Annotated in this window: 13 protein-coding genes; 5 read left to right on the forward strand and 8 right to left on the reverse strand. The window is 40.6% G+C overall.

The genetic code is table 11. The features are described from left to right. Positions 1-16 precede the first annotated feature (16 nt). Entirely contained in the window at positions 17-1,120 is a 1,104-nt protein-coding gene (locus tag CVD27_RS12120; RefSeq protein WP_101648171.1) for a 5-methyltetrahydropteroyltriglutamate--homocysteine S-methyltransferase, read from the forward strand. Between the two features lie 70 nt (positions 1,121-1,190). Here the strand turns inward: CVD27_RS12120 and CVD27_RS12125 are convergent, their stop codons facing one another. From CVD27_RS12125 to CVD27_RS12150, 6 genes are all read right to left on the reverse strand, one after another. After that, positions 1,191-1,967, reverse strand: a complete 777-nt coding sequence (locus CVD27_RS12125; protein WP_180960248.1) for a TIM barrel protein — start codon at positions 1,965-1,967, stop codon at positions 1,191-1,193. Positions 1,968-2,322: 355 nt separating this feature from the next. After that, complete coding sequence (locus CVD27_RS12130; protein ID WP_101648173.1) at positions 2,323-3,555, reverse strand: endo-1,4-beta-xylanase; 1,233 nt, start codon at positions 3,553-3,555, stop codon at positions 2,323-2,325. Positions 3,556-3,755: 200 nt separating this feature from the next. Beyond that, positions 3,756-4,169, reverse strand: a complete 414-nt coding sequence (locus CVD27_RS12135; RefSeq protein WP_101648174.1) for a DUF1259 domain-containing protein — start codon at positions 4,167-4,169, stop codon at positions 3,756-3,758. A 188-nt stretch (positions 4,170-4,357) separates the two neighbouring features. Next, on the reverse strand, positions 4,358-5,326 hold the full coding sequence (locus CVD27_RS12140) for a LacI family DNA-binding transcriptional regulator (RefSeq protein WP_101648175.1): 969 nt from the start codon (positions 5,324-5,326) through the stop codon (positions 4,358-4,360). A gap of 97 nt (positions 5,327-5,423) precedes the next feature. Continuing rightward, positions 5,424-8,738 (reverse strand): GH36-type glycosyl hydrolase domain-containing protein, encoded by a 3,315-nt coding sequence (locus CVD27_RS12145; protein WP_101648176.1) that lies wholly within the window; start codon positions 8,736-8,738, stop codon positions 5,424-5,426. 17 nt (positions 8,739-8,755) lie between these two features. Further along, entirely contained in the window at positions 8,756-10,915 is a 2,160-nt protein-coding gene (locus CVD27_RS12150) for a glycoside hydrolase family 3 N-terminal domain-containing protein (RefSeq protein ID WP_101648177.1), read from the reverse strand. Between the two features lie 499 nt (positions 10,916-11,414). Here CVD27_RS12150 and CVD27_RS12155 point away from each other — a divergent pair, with 499 nt between their 5' ends. From CVD27_RS12155 to CVD27_RS12165, 3 genes are all read left to right on the forward strand, one after another. After that, the gene (locus CVD27_RS12155; RefSeq protein ID WP_101648178.1) at positions 11,415-12,677 is read left to right on the forward strand and encodes a sugar ABC transporter substrate-binding protein; all 1,263 of its coding nucleotides are present in this window, start codon (positions 11,415-11,417) and stop codon (positions 12,675-12,677) included. Positions 12,678-12,779: 102 nt separating this feature from the next. Next, positions 12,780-13,658 (forward strand): carbohydrate ABC transporter permease, encoded by an 879-nt coding sequence (locus CVD27_RS12160; protein WP_101648233.1) that lies wholly within the window; start codon positions 12,780-12,782, stop codon positions 13,656-13,658. Between the two features lie 10 nt (positions 13,659-13,668). Beyond that, positions 13,669-14,493, forward strand: a complete 825-nt coding sequence (locus CVD27_RS12165) for a carbohydrate ABC transporter permease (RefSeq protein WP_101648179.1) — start codon at positions 13,669-13,671, stop codon at positions 14,491-14,493. Positions 14,494-14,629: 136 nt separating this feature from the next. On the opposite strand, the gene hprK is transcribed toward CVD27_RS12165, so the two are convergent. Then, entirely contained in the window at positions 14,630-15,556 is a 927-nt protein-coding gene (gene hprK / locus CVD27_RS12170) for an HPr(Ser) kinase/phosphatase (protein WP_101648180.1), read from the reverse strand. A gap of 205 nt (positions 15,557-15,761) precedes the next feature. On the opposite strand from hprK, the gene CVD27_RS12175 reads away from it, so the two are divergent. Beyond that, complete coding sequence (locus CVD27_RS12175) at positions 15,762-16,880, forward strand: oxygenase MpaB family protein (protein WP_101648181.1); 1,119 nt, start codon at positions 15,762-15,764, stop codon at positions 16,878-16,880. A 41-nt stretch (positions 16,881-16,921) separates the two neighbouring features. Here CVD27_RS12175 and CVD27_RS12180 read toward each other — a convergent pair whose 3' ends face one another. Continuing rightward, the gene (locus CVD27_RS12180; protein ID WP_101648182.1) at positions 16,922-17,266 is read right to left on the reverse strand and encodes a DUF2294 domain-containing protein; all 345 of its coding nucleotides are present in this window, start codon (positions 17,264-17,266) and stop codon (positions 16,922-16,924) included. Between the last annotated feature and the right edge of the window lie 238 nt (positions 17,267-17,504).

The raw sequence follows: 17,504 nt of genomic DNA on the forward strand, positions 1-17,504 counted from the left end.
TAAAGGAGCAAACAAAATGACAAAAACACTTACAAAAGCACCTTTTAAAGCCGATCATGTCGGAAGCTTCCTTCGTCCGGAGCGATTGAAACAAGCACGTCTTCAAAAAGAAAACGGAGAAATTACAGCGGAACAGCTTCGTGCGATTGAAGACGAAGAAATCATTAGATTAGTAGAAAAACAAAAAGAGGTCGGCCTTTCCGCTGTAACGGATGGAGAATTGCGCCGTGCCTGGTGGCATTTTGACTTCCTAGCAGGACTTGAGGGCGTTGAGCTTTTCGAAGCAGAATCAGGGATTCAATTTAACGGTGTTCAAACGAGAGCTCACGGTATTAAGGTAACAGGAAAAGTAGACTTCGGTCAGCACCCATTCATTGAAGACTATAAATTCTTGGACAGCATCAAAGGGGATCACGTAGCAAAATTCACGATTCCTAGTCCAAATATGCTCTTTTTTAGAGGAGTAATCGAAGAATCTGTTTATCCAGATAAAGAGGTATTCTTTGATGATTTAATTAAAGCCTACCAAAAAGCGATTCAGGCATTTTACGATGCAGGCTGCCGCTATTTGCAATTAGATGATACGTCTTGGGCAGTCTTCTTCTCGGAGAAAGGCCACCAGCAAATTGCCGATAAAGGGTATACGCCAGAAGAGTTAATTAAAATCTTCACTCGTGCCATCAATGAATCGATTGCTAACAAACCAGAAGATATGGTCATCACGATGCACATCTGCCGTGGAAACTTCAAATCTACTTATACAGCAAGCGGCGGTTATGATAATGCATCACAATATATCTTTGGAGAGTTAAAGCTAGATGGCTTATTCTTAGAATTTGATGATGAGCGCTCTGGCGGCTTTGCACCGCTTCAACACGTCAATCGCAAGGATTTACAAATTGTCCTTGGACTCATCACTTCTAAATTCGGTGATTTAGAAGATCCAGAACAAATCAAAGCACGCATCGCAGAAGCAGCGAAATATGTGGACTTAGACCAGCTCTGCCTAAGCCCGCAGTGCGGATTCTCCTCTACCGAAGAAGGAAACCTGCTAACAGAAGAACAACAATGGGATAAAGTTAAACACGTCATCTCCATTGCGAATGAAGTTTGGAAATAAAAACGTAAACGTGGGGACGGTTCTTGTGCTTCCGGATGGATTCCGAAGCATGAGAACCGTCCCCTTGCTTCTATAATAATTGCTCTAAATAAAGATGACTATGATACATTTCGGCCGCATCCGTAATATCTTGAAGAGCTATTTCATAGATATAAGGCCTGCTCATTAAAAATGGCAGAAGGGGTTTCCAATGAATCCTGCCCGCTCCAAGTTGTAATCCATCATGTTTTTGACCTTCGCTATCCACCACGTGGAAATATTGAATATATGGATCTAATTTTTCTAATTGATCTAACAACAATTTGTTATTACCTTTGAAAGAGATAAAAGCGTGGCTCAAATCATATGCCAATAGCAAATTTAATGGCTTAACGATTTCCTCGAGCCAATTCGGATTTTCAGCAGTAAAAAGGCCATGAATCGAATTTTCCCATAGAAAAACGTCTTTACCATAAGACAAAATTTGATTTATCTCTTTCACCATTTTGTCCTTATTTTCTTTATTGATTGTAGAGGTGGGGGTCAGCAAATAGTGGGGGTGAATCACACATCTTATAGAGTGTGATAAACAAATGTCTGCAAGAATCCTTGTAGATAAATGATAGAAAAGATAATCCTCTTTCTGTTCGTGGATAATATCTAAATATCTTCCCTTGTATTTAGAAGGGTGATGTAAAAATACTTCACACCCATAGCTTGAAAGCAATGAGATCGTATTTTCTAATTGTTTTCTTTTGTCTCCAAACAGATCATCTTCATTTAAATGAAGTTCAATAATTTCAGGTTTATATCTTAATCGGTCATACAATTGTTCCGGATCGTACGAACATTTTAAACCTAACTTCAACAAATCCAATCACCACTTTCAAATAACTATAATAATAAGAGATGAATAGTTACTTCCATTATAACAAAATTGCAAATTTGATTATCTTAACTTATTGTAAATTCGCTAAAACAGATTTGTTTCGTTTTTGTAAAATTTGGGTGAAGTTTATTAGATTTCGTTGAAAGTCTATATCCCGACTATAGGATATTGGTATCTAAGTGAAATGAAAAAGAAACTATCATTATGTAAGAACTTAGGTTAAAGACCTAGGATAGTGTGAGGTCAGCATGGTTCGAGACAACTCGGTGAAACGTGGGGACGGTTCTTGTGCTTCCGGATGGATTCCGAAGCATGAGAACCGTCCCCTTGCTTCTTAGATTACTAACTGCACTATTTCCGCCTCTTTATCTAAATGGAAGCTTATTTTTTTATCTCCACAAACAAGTTCATAGTCACCGAGGAATCCTTCAAAGGAGATCTTTCCGTTGTCATCTGTCTTGCCTGTCACATTTGTATACCAGTCACCTTTGATTAGTTTCTTTAATACTTCATAAGATGGTTTGGGGCTATTATCCTTTCTAATAAATCCAGCAGGAGCACCGAGCCATGCCCCATCATCACTGAAGGACCAAGTTGTTATTGCTTCTACCTGAGGATGTTTAAACAGAATAGAATACATTTCTTCTACTTCTTTGGCCTGACGTTCTTCGAATTCTGGTGTAGATGGCCATTCCGGTATTTGATAATCATTCAGGTCTTCAATTTCAACTGGCATAAGGTGTCCAGATGTCAATGTGTTTTCTGTAAAGTGAATAGGAAGGCCATAGTGCGAGAAACGGTCTAATACTTCTTCTAATTTCTCACGCCCCCAATATCCCTGATGCTGATGTGACTGAATACCAATCGCATCAATTGGAATACCCGCATTTAAACACCCATCAATTAAGATTTCATAGTTAATAGATGTATTAAAGTCATTTAATAATAGGGTCGCACCAGGATTGAATTCTCGTGTTTTAGCAAACATTTCTTTAATAATTCCAACGCGGCCAAGGTCTTTAGAAATTCTGGTAATCCCATTGTCATACTTGTCAAAGATAGGCATGATCACAACTTCATTGATGACATCCCACGTATCGATTAGACCTTTAAAATCTGTTACGTCACGTTCAATTCTAGCAAACTGGGCTCTCAGGATTTCTTCATTGCTCATATCAAGAAGCCATGGAGCAGTTATGGTATGCCAGCAAAGAGGATGTCCTTTCACGGCTACGTTTCTTTCTTTTAGCCACTGGGCAGCCGCCTTTAATTCCTTTGTCCGTGGTTTCCCTTTTTCAGGCTCGAACATTCCCCAATAGAAAGGCAGTGTGGCAGCGTTAAATACCTCTAGGAACTTATCCAGTTTTTCTTCCTGAAAAGCAAGTCTTTCAGCTGGTACATTTTTGTTTGCTACGTCAATTACATCAAAAATGCCGCAGCCAAATAAGAACTTATGGTTTGTCTGTTTAATTGCTATTTCCTTACCTGTAACAGGATCTCCTAATGCATCTACCAGTTTGATTGTCTTGCCCGCCATACGGTGTGCCAATTCATTTTTCTGTCCCATGATATTCCCCCCATTTTCAAGATCATTTCACATATAGAAAACGCTTTCCTAATTTATATTTTATCAAACTTACTTTATCCGAACAACAAACTATGTATATTTTTTCAACTATTTAATTTCCTATCAAGTGGAGAGTAAAGAGAGAAGCCAGGCATAATATTCCCCTGTCTGGCTGTTAGCAAATCTCGTTTTCTATTTATTCAGTTCGTTTCATGTATAGGAAGGCTAGTTAATGTGGTAAATGCGGCTGCCACTCTTCTTGCAAAGGTTAGTGGTGGTTCAATCGATTGAATATGGATATACATTAGATTGGGCTGTGTAAAAATCCAGTGATTATGCAAGGCGCTTACAATAAGTCCTTGTTCCACAACTGATCTCATGAAATGGGGAATTTCCTGTTCAAGTAAGGTGATCTCTCCAAGATTTAATGCATTACCGTTCACATCCAACGACTCAAAAGAAATTCCTACTGGTAAAACCGAATCGCTGGGACGCCCTTGAATAAGTACATTAAAACTGCGCTTTAAGCTAACAGAGCAGCCATTTTGCTTTATCTCAGCTTTTCCATTTAAAATTCGGGCAAATTGTTCTCCCAGTTGCTTTATGTTATTCATGCATGACCCTCCATTTCACATTCTTAAATAACATCAACCATTTAAATTATTTTCATTACTGTACAAGCATACAAAAGAAGATTAGGGAATATCCTAATCTTCTTTTATATGTTTAGTCGTTAGTAAAAATGAGTCACCACACAATAAAAATACCCTCCTATTCTTCTTAACAGGAGGGTAAATTACTCTTATTGAACTTTTTTCACAGAATCTCCTTCAATCAGTGACACATAGATTCTTTCATTTTCAACAGATTCATCGGCCAGTAATTTTAGCAGATGTTCAGCTGCCACGGCTCCCCATTTCTGTTCAGAGTAATCGATACTTGCCAGCCTAGGCCGTATATATTGAGACACCTCAATATTATCAAACCCGAAAATATGAATATGTTCACCCACACGAAGATTTGTTTTGTCCAAATAGTTATACATGCCAATCGCCATTTCATCATTTAGGCAAAAGACAGCAGCAGGTTCGGTATATTCGTTCACTATTTGTTCAGCGGCATGTTCACCTGCCGGTTTATTAAAATTGCCGCCAATTTCGGTATATTGAATATGTCCATATCGTTTAACAGCCTGTCTTGCAGCGTGAAGGCGTTGATTCGCGTCATAAGAGCAATCGGGTCCTGTCACAACATAAAGCTTTTGATGCCCCTTTTCTACTAGGTAATCAATGGCTAACGTAGCTCCCGCTTTATTATCGAGGAGTACTTGATTAATATTAGGATGATCCAATTCCCGGTCCATCACCACTAATTTATGTCCCCGATTGGCATAGTTAATCAATTCCTCACTAGAAAAAGTGACATCTAAAATAATAGCCCCGTCAATCATACGTTCCGGAAGAAACCGATGGGATTCTCTGCCACTGCAAACGATAAGTTCATAACCTTTCATGCTTAAAGCTTCCTGCATCCCTTGTAACAGTTGTCCGTAAAAAGCTCCTCCATAATTGGTCAAAAAAACACCAATGATTTTGGTTTCCTGCTTCTTTAATGAACGAGCCGCTGCATTGGGAATATAATTTAATTCATTGGCAATAGCTAATATTTTGGATGCTGTTTCTTCCGTCACCTTCGGGTTGCCATTTAAGGCATAGGAAACAGTGGAAATCGAAACGCCAGCCTTTTTAGCAATATCTTTTATACTAACCACAACGTTCTCTCCCATCAAACCTTCATACAATCATTATACATCGTCCAGTTCTATAATAAAAAGGCCGCGGTCAACTTCTGACCGCTGGCCGTCTTCATTACATATAAATTTCAATGGTATTTTCAGTTTCTGCTAACAGATTTTCAAGCTCTTCACCCGTAATTCTTACTCCCGTCTGACGGTATCGGTTAGCAACTGTTTCAACTGAAGCCTCCTGACCATTTACAACCACACGTTTCACAGCCATACCTTCTACATGATACACAAATTTCACCGGCTGATTTTTTACATTGAATCGGAATTCAAGCCCATTAAGGTCTGGCGGGAGGACTGGGTCAATAATTAAATCGTTTCCTTCCGAACGGATACCAAGACCGTTTGAAATCAACTGGTTCATGTAAATTCCAGGACCACTTGAGTAAATGCGCCAGCCTCCTTTTACCTGTACAGCGCCTTGACGAAGCTGTTCAAACTGCTCCTGGGCATCATAGCGGGTATTGAACTTCCCATCAGAGCTGCTGAAGTAGGCGTTGCTTTGTCTGCGCTCTGCATTCGGCACGACTTCCTGAATACCGATTGGATTAATAACCTCTAATCCCTTCCAGACTTCCTCTATCTTACCCAGCTTAGCCATCGCTTCAACAAAACGGATATGTGCATGAACATATTGAAGTCCGACTTCCCGGCCGAAATTCGATGCCTGTTCAGCCCGTTTAAAGTGGGTGCTGACCCCGCCCGCATAGTTGGCAGGACGGTCCATTAAGCGGACACCATCTGGATGATAGAGCTTTTCTTTAATAATTTGATAATGTGATTCCGCACTCTCCGGTGTTAAAAGTTCAGAGATAATCCCGCGATTCATTGGAAGAAGACGATAATGAACACCTGTCTTCTCATCAGACGGGTGAAGCATCAATTCGGCTTCACCTGGCTTTTCCATATAAACAAAGCCAGGAAGGACGTCCGTTTGCAGCATATATTTATTAAAATCGGCTTCAATTCCTTTTGCTAAACCTTGAAGCGCCTCTGCTTCCGTTTTATCCACTTCCGCCAATTGATGAGAAAGCTGGTTCAAAACCTGATAGGTCAAGGCAACGGTCCAGCCGCTCACCATATATTTCTTTAAATTCGCATTGGCCGGCTGCAGGGTATCGTCCCAATCGCCATCCCCATATGAGGATAAATAGGTATCATGAATGAAATGACTAGTAATATAAGAAATTTCCTTTTTAGCATGTTCATAAATGGTGAATGGTTCTTCGGTAAACTCAAAGCTTCCCTTTTGCGTATAAGGGACCTTTTCATTTAAAATCGCAAAATCCTTTGTAATTGCCAGATAATCACTTAATACTTTTAATGGCCAGACAATGATGTCGCCATGGCTGTCCTCTTGCTGGATCCGGTAATATTGATCGAACATAAACCATTGAGGCCAGTTTCCGTCATCTTCATATTGATGGGAATATACGGTCTTAATGATTTCACGAACAGATTCATATTTTTGTGTGGCAAAGAAATATTCAGTCGGCCCCTGGCAGACATCACGCGTACCCCAGGCTGCGCCGCCGTATTGCTCCAGTCCATGAGGAACAGAGTAATGCACGAGCATATTATGGGTATACCACCAGGCTAAGTCATTGAATTTCTCCATTTTTTCATTCAGACTTAATTTGAACCCATTCATTACGGAACGGAAAAATTCACGGTACTTCTCAATTTCTTCTTCCATTACAATCGTGGGAAATGGCAGTTTTTCACCGTGGAGAAGACCCTGAATGGTCATCGTCCATTCGGAAGTTTTGCCTAGTTCAACAACAAGCAAAGAAGCTTCTGCGAAACGTTGTTCGTCTTTAATGGCCGCCTCTGCACCCGTCACTTGCATGCGATACTGAAGATGAGGGTAAACTTTAGCACTATCAGAATGATCTTCGGCAAAAACAGAAATAACCGGGCCTGCTGCTTCAAATTTGAATCCTGTCACATATTCGTTATTATTCATCGAAACCTGATTCGTTATCAGGTAACGATAACACTGGCCGCTTGTTGAACGCACCGTTAATTGCAATTCAGGTGTATCTACTGTCGTCAAGTTGGTAATGACGAACATTTCATCAGCCGTTTTATAATACCAGCGGGCATAGTTAAAGCCAAGCTCAAACAACGACGGCATAGTCAAAAGGTGAAAAACACCGTCGATTTCTACATAAATCCGCTGACCGGATGTTTTCATTACGTTCAAGGCGTTTCTTGCATTGGTCAACATTTTATTATTAGAAGTATTTCCGACAACGACCTGGGAGTTAAAAATCCCGTACATATAAGAGGTAGTAGTTAACACATCTTCCCGCATTTGTGCATTTTGTCCGGTCATGAGAATGTGACCATGCGGACGCTCTACCACCAGTTCTTTTTCTTTTAAAACTACATGTTCATGGGTATCAGTGAAGAATGATAACAATGTTTCACCTTCCCGTTCCTCCTGGTGGCGATTCGGGAATAAACCATCGATTTCTTCTGCCTTCATCGAAATCGTTTGTAACGGGCTGCCGAAAGATAACGCCATCTCAACCGGTTCAACACTCACAGCAGTCAGTTGATCCTGTGATTCCACCTGCTCCCATGCATCCATTACCTCTGTTTGAAACTCTAAATCGGTAATCGCTTCAGTATGATTTTCTTTAAAAAGGCTATAGAAAACAAACCGGGCTTCTCCTGCTAATTGGATCCTCTCTGACTGAAGGGCAGTATAAGCAAATTCGTATTGATACACTTCATTCGCAAGCTGCTCCTTTGATAAAATCTCAGGCTCATTGGTTTCTTTATAGGAAAGACCGAAAAATTGAAAGCCGTCCGTAGAATAACCGGCTGCTTTTGTTAAAACACCCTGCTGCATATACGGGAACATTCCGCCCTGCGGCTGGTTTTGCCTTGAGCAGACGACGTAGCCTTTTTGAGCATCATCAAAAACCTTATGGTCGATATACTGAGATAAAAAGGCTTCATTGGTACGAACGGCCCCTTTTTCGGCGATTCCTAAATCTTGTCCGTAAATAACATCCACTTCAACGTCCTGGCCTTTTACCGTCACATCCCAGAACCAGATTCCTTGTTCCGTTAAGCAAAAGACAACCTTATACTCGATCCCTTGTACATTCCCCTCTGAAATGACACTTGTTCCGTTATAGCTGACCTTGCTGTTTGAACGGACCCCTAGCATTGGGAAAGCTTTAATCTTTCCTCCTTCATGGATGCGCAAATAAAGATTATTTAATGAACCATCAATCGGATTGGCCATCCATTGATTAAGCATGATATTTTTATGTGTCGCATCAAAAAGATCCCCGGTATTTAAAAAGGTAAATTGATATTCCCCTGATTTAATTTGAAATTTCGAATCTGTCATAGTTGTCATTATTTTCTCCTCACTTACTATTTCAATAATTTGAAAGAAAAAGTGGTTACATTTTGACTGTCAGGACCAATATAAGCTTCAAAGCTTCCCTGGTCACTTGTGAATTGTAGATCTGAATGATAGTACCTTAATTGTTCTTCCCTGATCGTAAAGGTGATTTCCTTTGATTCCCCTGGCTGCAAGGTAATTTTTTCATAATCCTTTAACTCTTTAACAGGGCGGACCACTTCTCCGGAAAGGTCCCGGATGTATAGTTGAACAACCTCTTCCCCGGCAACTTCTCCGGTATTCGTAACAACTCCTGTTAAGGTTAAAGAATGGTCAGAGGTTAATGTATCTGATGATAATTTAAAATCTGTACAGGTAAAGGTTGTGTAGCTTAGGCCAAAACCAAATGGAAGCAACGGTTCATTTGGAATATCCAAATACTGAGATAAATAGCGCTCCTTCACATCCGGATTCAATTTTGGCCGTCCAGTGTTATAGCCATTATAATAAACAGGTACCTGCCCAACCGAATAAGGGAAAGACATCGTCAATTTTCCTGAAGGATTGGCGTCACCAAACAGAATATCGGCAACAGCCGCACCGCCTTCCGTACCCGGATACCAGGCTTCCAGCACCGCATCGGTCTGGTCGATGACTCCGTGTAAATCTAATGGGCGTCCGTTAAACAAGACGGCTACCATTGGTTTGCCCAGCTGTTTCAGTCTGGATACGAGAACAAGCTGACTTTCCGGTAAGCGGATATCGGCACGGCATCCTGCCTCCCCGCTCATTTCTGAATCTTCCCCTAATGCTAAAACAATCACATCTGCATCCAGGGCTGATTTCACAGCTGCCTCCAGCTGTTCCTCTGTCACCGTTTCGATATCACAGCCCTTTGCAATCGTGAGAGCTCTTGTTTTTGGTAAAAGCCCCTCGGCAAGTTGGATGGCCTCTTCCTTAGAACCCCTCCATGACCATGGGCCTAAAATATCCCCGCTTTCTCCAAACGGACCAATCAAAGCAATTTTCTGCTCCCTTTTTAACGGAAGGACATTTTCATTTTTTAATAGTACAACTGACTTCGTTGCCAGCTCTCTTGAAATCTGGCGATGTTCCTTACTCATAATTACTTCTTGTTCAAGGTTTACGTCTGCTCCGCGATAAGGATTTTCAAAAAGCCCTAATTTTTGTTTAAGCTGTAAGATACGGAGGACCGCTTCATCAATCACCGCTTCGTCCACTTCATTCGTTTCGACGAGCTGCTTTAAATTCTTCACATAGCAGGCAGTCATCATTTCAATATCAACACCGGCATGGATCGCTTTGACAGCCGCCTCTTTTTCATCCTCCGCCACACCGTGCGGGATCAACTCTTTTACAGCGCCCCAGTCAGAAATCACGACGCCGTCGAAGTTCCATTCCCCTCTTAGTAAATCGCGCATTAACCATTTATTCCCACTTGGCGGTATGCCGTCAACGGTATTAAACGACGTCATAACCATTTCACAGCCTTCATCTAATGCCGCTTTATAGGCCGGTAAATAAGATTCGCGTAATTGCCGCTCTGACATATTAACAGTATTATAATCTCGTCCGCCTTCCGGTGCGCCATATGCCGCAAAGTGTTTGACACAAGCTGCCACCCGGCTGGCGTCTTCTTCTAAATTATCACCCTGAAAACCTCTTACAAACGCCCGAGCAAATTCACTATTTAAATATGGATCTTCACCGGTAGACTCCATGACCCTGCCCCAGCGCGGGTCGCGAACTAAATCTACCATTGGTGCAAAGGTTACATGTACACCGGACACGGCTGCTTCCTTCGCCGCAATTTCAGCGCTTTTCTCAGCCAGCTCTAAATCCCATGAGCAGCCAATCGCCAACGGCACTGGAAAAATCGTTTTATACCCATGGACAACATCCGCCATAAATAATAGTGGAATACCGAGGCGATTCGTTTTCAAATACTCCTCTTGAATCCGGATCACATCCTCCGCTCCGGAAACCCCGAGTACGGATCCGCTGTTTTCAATGTCTGCAGGCGTAATCCCCATCTCAGCCATTGGCCCGGTAATTTCGCCATTATCTTTTGATCCTTTATAAAAAGGACCGGCCAACTGAAGAAGCTGAGCAATTTTTTCATCTAATGTCATCTGTTCTAGAAGAGACGTTAATTGTGGTTCAACCATTATGAATCCTCCATTTATATCATTCTATTATATAGAAACGTTTCGATTGCTGATACATTGGATTATAAGCGCTTCCTTAAATATAGTCAATGTAATTTCGAAACGTTTCTATAAATAAATCTTTTTTCCAAATCTATATAATGAAGATTTATAAAACTAGTAAAAAAAATTAAAAAAGTAGTTGAAACCGATTACACCATCCCTTATAATTGCCTTATCGAAACGTTTCACAATCAAAATTCTTAAAATCCTTAAGTTTTTATCGAAACGTTTCTCTATTAGAAGTTTCATTATTTTTTTAAGTAAAATCGAAACGTTTCTCTAAAAGGAGGTATCCTACTAAACCAGGATCATATCAATATATTTATATACCAATAGTAAGTTTTTGCTGGCAGTCCTTGTTCTATTAATAATTTATTAATACAATAAGCAAGTACTGTTATTTACAAAAAATATCCAAACTATTACAAAAGCCAATAAATTATTGGAGGATACTAAAATGAAATTTTTAAGTAAAAAAGTTGCAACTGTAGCTTTATTAGGATCACTAGTGGTTTCTGGTGCTCTGGCAGGATGTTCATCATCAAGCTCTTCATCTTCAAGTAAAGATGGCCAAACAACCATCACTGTTTGGGGTATGGGGGAAGAAGCAAAATCATTACCAAAAATCGCAAAAGAATTTGAAAAAGAAAATCCAAAGATTCATGTCCAAGTTCAAGCACTTCCATGGGATAAAGCTCATGACAAGCTTTTAACCGCAGTAGCTTCTAAACAAGGCCCGGATGTTGTGCAGATGGGTACTACATGGATTCCGGAGTTTGCTTCAGCAGGCTCATTAATGGACTTATCATCCGCGGCAGATAAATATCCTGAACTTGCTGCTGATAACTTCTTTGACGGTTCCGTTCAAACAACAAAAGTTGATAATAAAGTAGTCGGGGTGCCTTGGTATATCGATACTCGCGTTCTTTATTACCGTACTGACTTATTGAAAAAAGTCGGTTATGACCAGGCACCAAAAACGTGGGAAGAGTTAAGTGATGCGGCTAAAAAACTTAAGGCACGCGGAGGTAATAACTACGGAATCAGCATTGATGCGAATGAGCAAAGCTTGTCCTTCATGCTTGCCCGTCAAAATGGTTCACAATTACTTGATGGAAACAAACCTCTATTTAATCAGAAAGAATTTGTTGATGCAGTTAAATACATGGATAGTTTCTTCAAAAACGGTTCGGCTCCTAAAAATGATATCGGTTTAGATGCGGTCGCAGCATTTAAAGGGGATGGGATTGTTCCAATGTTCATCAGCGGACCATGGATGGTTAAAATCATTAATGATCAAGCCCCTGAATTAAAAGGGAAATGGGCAACAGCCGTTCTTCCTGCCAAAGAAAATAACATTTCAGCACTTGGCGGATCTGACCTGTCTGTTTTCCAATATACAAAGCATAAAGATGCAGCACTTAAATTTGTCGCTTATATGAGTAAACCAGAAACCCAACTTGAATGGTTAAAATTAGTAAACGCAATGCCTGCAAATAAGAAGGCATGGGAAGATCCAGCATTACAAAATGATCCAAACCTAAAAGTGTTCGGTGAACAAATGAAAAATTCCCAGCCTGTACCAGTAATTCAACAATGGGAACAAATTGCTCAAGCATTCTTAAAGAGCAATGAACAAATTTTCCGCGGCGGTGCAGATGTTCAAAAAACAATGGATGACTTTAACCAAAAGGCTGAGGAAATTTTAAGTAAGAAATAAGAAACCTGCAGAAAAACGTTAGCATTCACCTATTAAAATAGGTGAATGCTAAGTTTTATCAGGAGTTGTCCTATATTGGGGTTTGTGAAGGAAGGGACTGTTATGAAGAAAAGTAAAACACCATATTTTTTTATTGCTCCAACCCTTATTTTATTAACGTTGTTTTCCATTTTGCCTATTTTTATTGCACTTATCATCAGTTTCACAGATATCAATATCGTCGGACTAGCCGATTATTCGAAGATTAACTTTATTGGTTTTGACAATTATAAAGAGGTTGTAAAAGATCCGATTTTTTTAAAGTCCATATTTAATACGTTGTTTTATGTAGTATTCGGAGTTCCATTGGTTATCATCCTGTCATTGGGAGTGGCCCTTCTGATCAACTTTGGAAAGGCACGAATCTTTAAGGCATTCCGCGTTATTTTTTATATGCCTTCCATTACTAACGTGGTAGCGGTTGCGGTAGTCTGGAGCTATCTTTATAATCCTCAATTAGGTCTGTTCAACTATTTATTAAAACTCGTTCACTTGCCGCCTGTTCCTTGGCTGCAGGACCCTATTATGGCGAAAATATCACTAATTGCTTTAGCATTGTGGAGAGCAATCGGTGTGAATATGATTATCTTTTTAGCTGCAATCCAAGGTATACCAAAAACGTACTATGAAGCGGCACAGCTTGATGGTGCAAATTCATGGAAACAACTGACAAAAATCACTGTCCCATTATTGCGGCATGCCATTTTCTTCGTATCGATCACAACCATGATTGGCTGGCTGCAATTTTTCGAAGAACCATTTGTCATGACAAACGGCGGGCCGCTTGATAGTACGACGTCAGTAGCACTCTTTATTTATCATAACGGTTTCCAACTTAGTAATTTTGGCTACGCTGCAGCTGGTTCGTTCATTTTGTTTATTACCATTATCATTATTACATTGGTTCAATTTAAATTTCAAAATAAGAATGTAGATTATTGAGGTGAAGCCAATGAAAACTTCAACAGAACGGTCTCAACAATGGATTTCAGCGATTATTTTAACCATTGCCGGCATCCTAGTCGTACTCCCTTTTATTTGGATGGTTCTTTCGTCTTTTAAAACAGAGGGGGAAGTAAGTTCTTTAATACCGACACTGTTTCCCAAAAAATTCACATTAGAGAATTTCCAAAACCTATTTGAAAATATGAGTTTCGGACTTTATTTAAAAAATACGATTGTCATTGTACTTTGTTCCTTTGTCGGATTATTTTTAAACGCAATGGCCGGCTATGCATTTGCAAAATATCAATTTAAAGGGAGAGACAAACTCTTTTACCTGGTACTTGCCACGATGATGATTCCTGGACAAGTAACCATGATCCCGGTGTATCTCATCCTAAATAAGATGCACCTTACCAATACGATGGCTGGTATTGTGCTGCCAGGACTTGTCGGTGCATTCAGTATCTTCTTATTCAGACAGTTCATGTCCACCATTCCAGATGAATTACTAGAGGCGGCACGTCTGGATGGCGCAAGCGAATTAAGAGTATTTATGCAGGTGGTACTGCCGATCTCAAGGTCAATCTTGGCAGTACAAGGAATCTTAACCTTTATCGCCGGCTGGAACAGCTTCCTATGGCCATTGATTATCGCAAATGATGAGAATTTATATACGCTATCCGTTGGATTGTCCTTATTAAAGGGCCAATACGGCGGCAATTATGCTTTACAAATGGCCGGTTCAACATTTATGGTTGTACCAATTGTTGTGATTTTCATTATATTCCAGAAGCATATCATTGATGGATATACTATTTCGGGAATGAAATAGTAATAAGAAAAGCGCAGGCGCCTTGGTCAGCCCCGATAGCCCGTTTCAATTACATGTTGAAACGGGCTTTGTTTGTTGAAAGTCTGGTACATGAGAACCATCCCCGTGTTTGGAAGCAGAAGAACCGTCCCCGTGTTTACGAATTTGTTATGTCCGCTTCGATCCTGCTCATGAATTCTTCTGCGGCGCTGTAGCCTTGCTGTTTTAGGTACCAGTTATTGGCTGCTGCTTCGATTAATCCCGCGACATCACGGCCGGGCTGGAGCTGGATTTCAAGGGAAGGGATTTTAACTCCCATATAGTCGGTATAGTGGAATTCCTGTTCTAATTCATTATACAAGGCGTCCTTTTCCCATTTCGTCAAATGAATATCAAGGGTAATGCGTGTTTCATCTTGAAAAGCCTTGCGCCCGTATAGACGTACCACATTCAACAAACCGATACTGCGTAGAGCCAAAAATTCCTTACTTTTGCCATCATGTGTCCCTAAAATCGTTTGCGGACTTAGCTTCTTTAGGACCACAATATCATCCGACACAAGCCGGTGTCCTCGACGTATTAGGGTGTGCGCCGTCTCGCTCTTCCCTACCCCCGAGCCTCCACGAAGTAAGATTCCAATCCCGGACACATTCATACATACTCCATGCACCGCCATTTCTGGTGCCAGTTCCTTTACCAAATAAGCATCCAATTTGGGGATAAACTCTGAAGTGGTTTCAGGCTTATTCGTAATTAACAAAGGGATCCCCTGCTCGGTACAATGGTGTATTAAATAGGTAAGTCCCTCCTCACCCGCTGTTACAATAAAACAAGGCGGATGATAGTGGACAATATTTCCGATGCGAATTTTGCGTTCCTCTTTACTTAATTTATGTAAATAGGTAATTTCCTTTTTTCCTAAAATTTGAACTCGCTCTGTGGGAAAAAAGTCAAAATGACCAACAAACTCCAAGCCGGGACGATGCACCCGTGATTGTGTGATCGTTTTCTGCAGCTGGTTTTCACCTGCCAGCACTTTCAATGAAAACCTTTGAGCCAAGTTTTCAACGGTAATTTTTTTCACCTTATACTCACGTCCTATTAGCCTTTTACAATAAATTATACTGAAGATTATTGGAATCGTCATCCAATTACGAATAGTACCAGGCAAGGATATAACGACTGCGTTCACCTCAAACACATTTTCATATTAGTGTCCTAAAAGGAATATATATGTAAAATGTTGTAAGTCTTTTGATCTACCAAGGGATAGTAAGAGGGGGAAAGGGATGTTATATACAGACGAGTTTTTGGAGAAGTTACGGATGGAAGGCGATCCCATTCCTGATCGAATCATTGAAGAATTGTTCGAGAACAGCCAGGTTGGCGCCGTAAATGATTTGTTGAAAAAATTAATGCACAATAACCAGAAGTACCCAGAAGAGCTGCCTGATCATATTGAATGTTGGCTTGAGGATACCGCTAATTGCCCAGAAGGCGTAGATTGGGAACGAATAAGAAAGGCAACTGATTTATTTAAAGAACATGGTATTGCTATCACCTTCTTATTATCCACCTGCTCACTTGTGTATTGCTACGCGGCACGTAAAGGTGTGAAGGTCCTTACATTCAGCTATCGCTTAGGCCAAAACGCATACCGCCGGATAGCAGAAACGGGTCAATTTGTCCTCCATGTCATGGCACCAGGCGGATTGGAATCCGGAGGACAAGGAATCAAAGCCATCCAAAAAGTCCGTTTAATGCATTCAGCCATTCGACATATGGTTCGAATGACCGGTCGATGGGACGAAAAAGAAAATGGCCTCCCCATTTGTCAGGAAGATTTGCTCGGAACTCTATTAACCTTTTCCGGCGTGATTATTAAGGGGCTTCGCCATTTAGGTATGAAGGTAACCGAAAAGCAGGCGGAGGATTATCTGTACTTTTGGAAAATCGTCGGAATCATGCTGGGAGTTCGAGAGGATATTATCCCTAAAACCATGAAAGAGTCCAACCAATTGGAGGAAATGATTAAAAAAAGGCATCATGGGCCGTCTCCGGAAGGAATCCAGATGACCCGAGCTCTGCTTGAATTTCATGCCGGCCTGATTCCCGGTCAAATGTTTGACAACATGATCCCTGCTCTGATTCGAGAAACTGTAGGGGATCAAATAGCAGACTGGATGGAGGTTCCGCACTCCAATTGGCAAAAGCTGATGAAATATAAAGAGCTAACGGGCTTTTTGCTAGACTCAGATTATACTGGCTTGTTTGGAAGTATGGTCAATCGGCTTGGGCTTGCCTTAATCAAGCGCCAGTCACTTGCCATGACCGATTATGAATATACCCCGTTTCTTATACCAACTGAATTGCGAAAGGTTTGGGGGATTGAGGTAAAGGGGAGGTAAAACAAGCAGGACCCTTATTGTCCTGCTTGTTTTTTCTAATCCTACACGATTGGTTTTTCAAAAATAAATACGGATACAGCCATATCCTCTTCAATCTTTGCATCCGAAAATAAATGAAGCAGCTTCGAACCGACGAGTTCCTCCATTCCTTCAGGCACTTCCTGCTTATATACATCCCGAATCATATCGGTGCGGGCACTATGAATGACTTTTTTGCCTTCTTGGGATTGTGCGATAAATTTTTCCGTGGGCGTCAGAATACCATACATGGTCGTGACAGCCATATTCTCCACGAAATGAGTAAAAATTCGCTCTGGTCCCTTTCCAAAAATATCTTTTCGCATTTTCCGTACAAAATCATTAAATGCTGTTTCCTTTTTCCCCATGGTCTTTCCTCCTAACCATTCGCTACTATACAGCAAAATCCTTGAAAAATTCAACCAGTATAATTTTGGCTTGTTTTTTTTGATGAGAGGAGTATAATCATGTCTGTGCTAGACATAATTCAGACACATTTTCTTGATGGAATTCTAATAAAACTTTTTGTTAGAACTCTATTTATTATACCCATGGAATGATTCGTTAGTAGGAATTGCTAATTGATTACTCCACGATAAGAAACAT

The sequence above is a fragment of the Neobacillus cucumis genome (assembly GCF_002860255.1).
Taxonomy (GTDB): Bacteria; Bacillota; Bacilli; order Bacillales; family Cytobacillaceae; genus Neobacillus; species Neobacillus cucumis_A.

Excerpts from the sequence above, each read along its gene's own strand:
- CVD27_RS12120 (WP_101648171.1), top strand. The coding sequence starts at position 17 with ATGACAAAAACACTTACAAAAGCACCTTTTAAAGCCGATCATGTCGGA.
- CVD27_RS12130 (WP_101648173.1), bottom strand. The coding sequence starts at position 3,555 with ATGGGACAGAAAAATGAATTGGCACACCGTATGGCGGGCAAGACAATC.
- CVD27_RS12135 (WP_101648174.1), bottom strand. The coding sequence starts at position 4,169 with ATGAATAACATAAAGCAACTGGGAGAACAATTTGCCCGAATTTTAAAT.
- CVD27_RS12145 (WP_101648176.1), bottom strand. The coding sequence starts at position 8,738 with ATGACAACTATGACAGATTCGAAATTTCAAATTAAATCAGGGGAATAT.
- CVD27_RS12150 (WP_101648177.1), bottom strand. The coding sequence starts at position 10,915 with ATGGTTGAACCACAATTAACGTCTCTTCTAGAACAGATGACATTAGAT.
- CVD27_RS12155 (WP_101648178.1), top strand. The coding sequence starts at position 11,415 with ATGAAATTTTTAAGTAAAAAAGTTGCAACTGTAGCTTTATTAGGATCA.
- CVD27_RS12160 (WP_101648233.1), top strand. The coding sequence starts at position 12,780 with ATGAAGAAAAGTAAAACACCATATTTTTTTATTGCTCCAACCCTTATT.
- CVD27_RS12165 (WP_101648179.1), top strand. The coding sequence starts at position 13,669 with ATGAAAACTTCAACAGAACGGTCTCAACAATGGATTTCAGCGATTATT.
- CVD27_RS12175 (WP_101648181.1), top strand. The coding sequence starts at position 15,762 with ATGTTATATACAGACGAGTTTTTGGAGAAGTTACGGATGGAAGGCGAT.
- CVD27_RS12180 (WP_101648182.1), bottom strand. The coding sequence starts at position 17,266 with ATGGGGAAAAAGGAAACAGCATTTAATGATTTTGTACGGAAAATGCGA.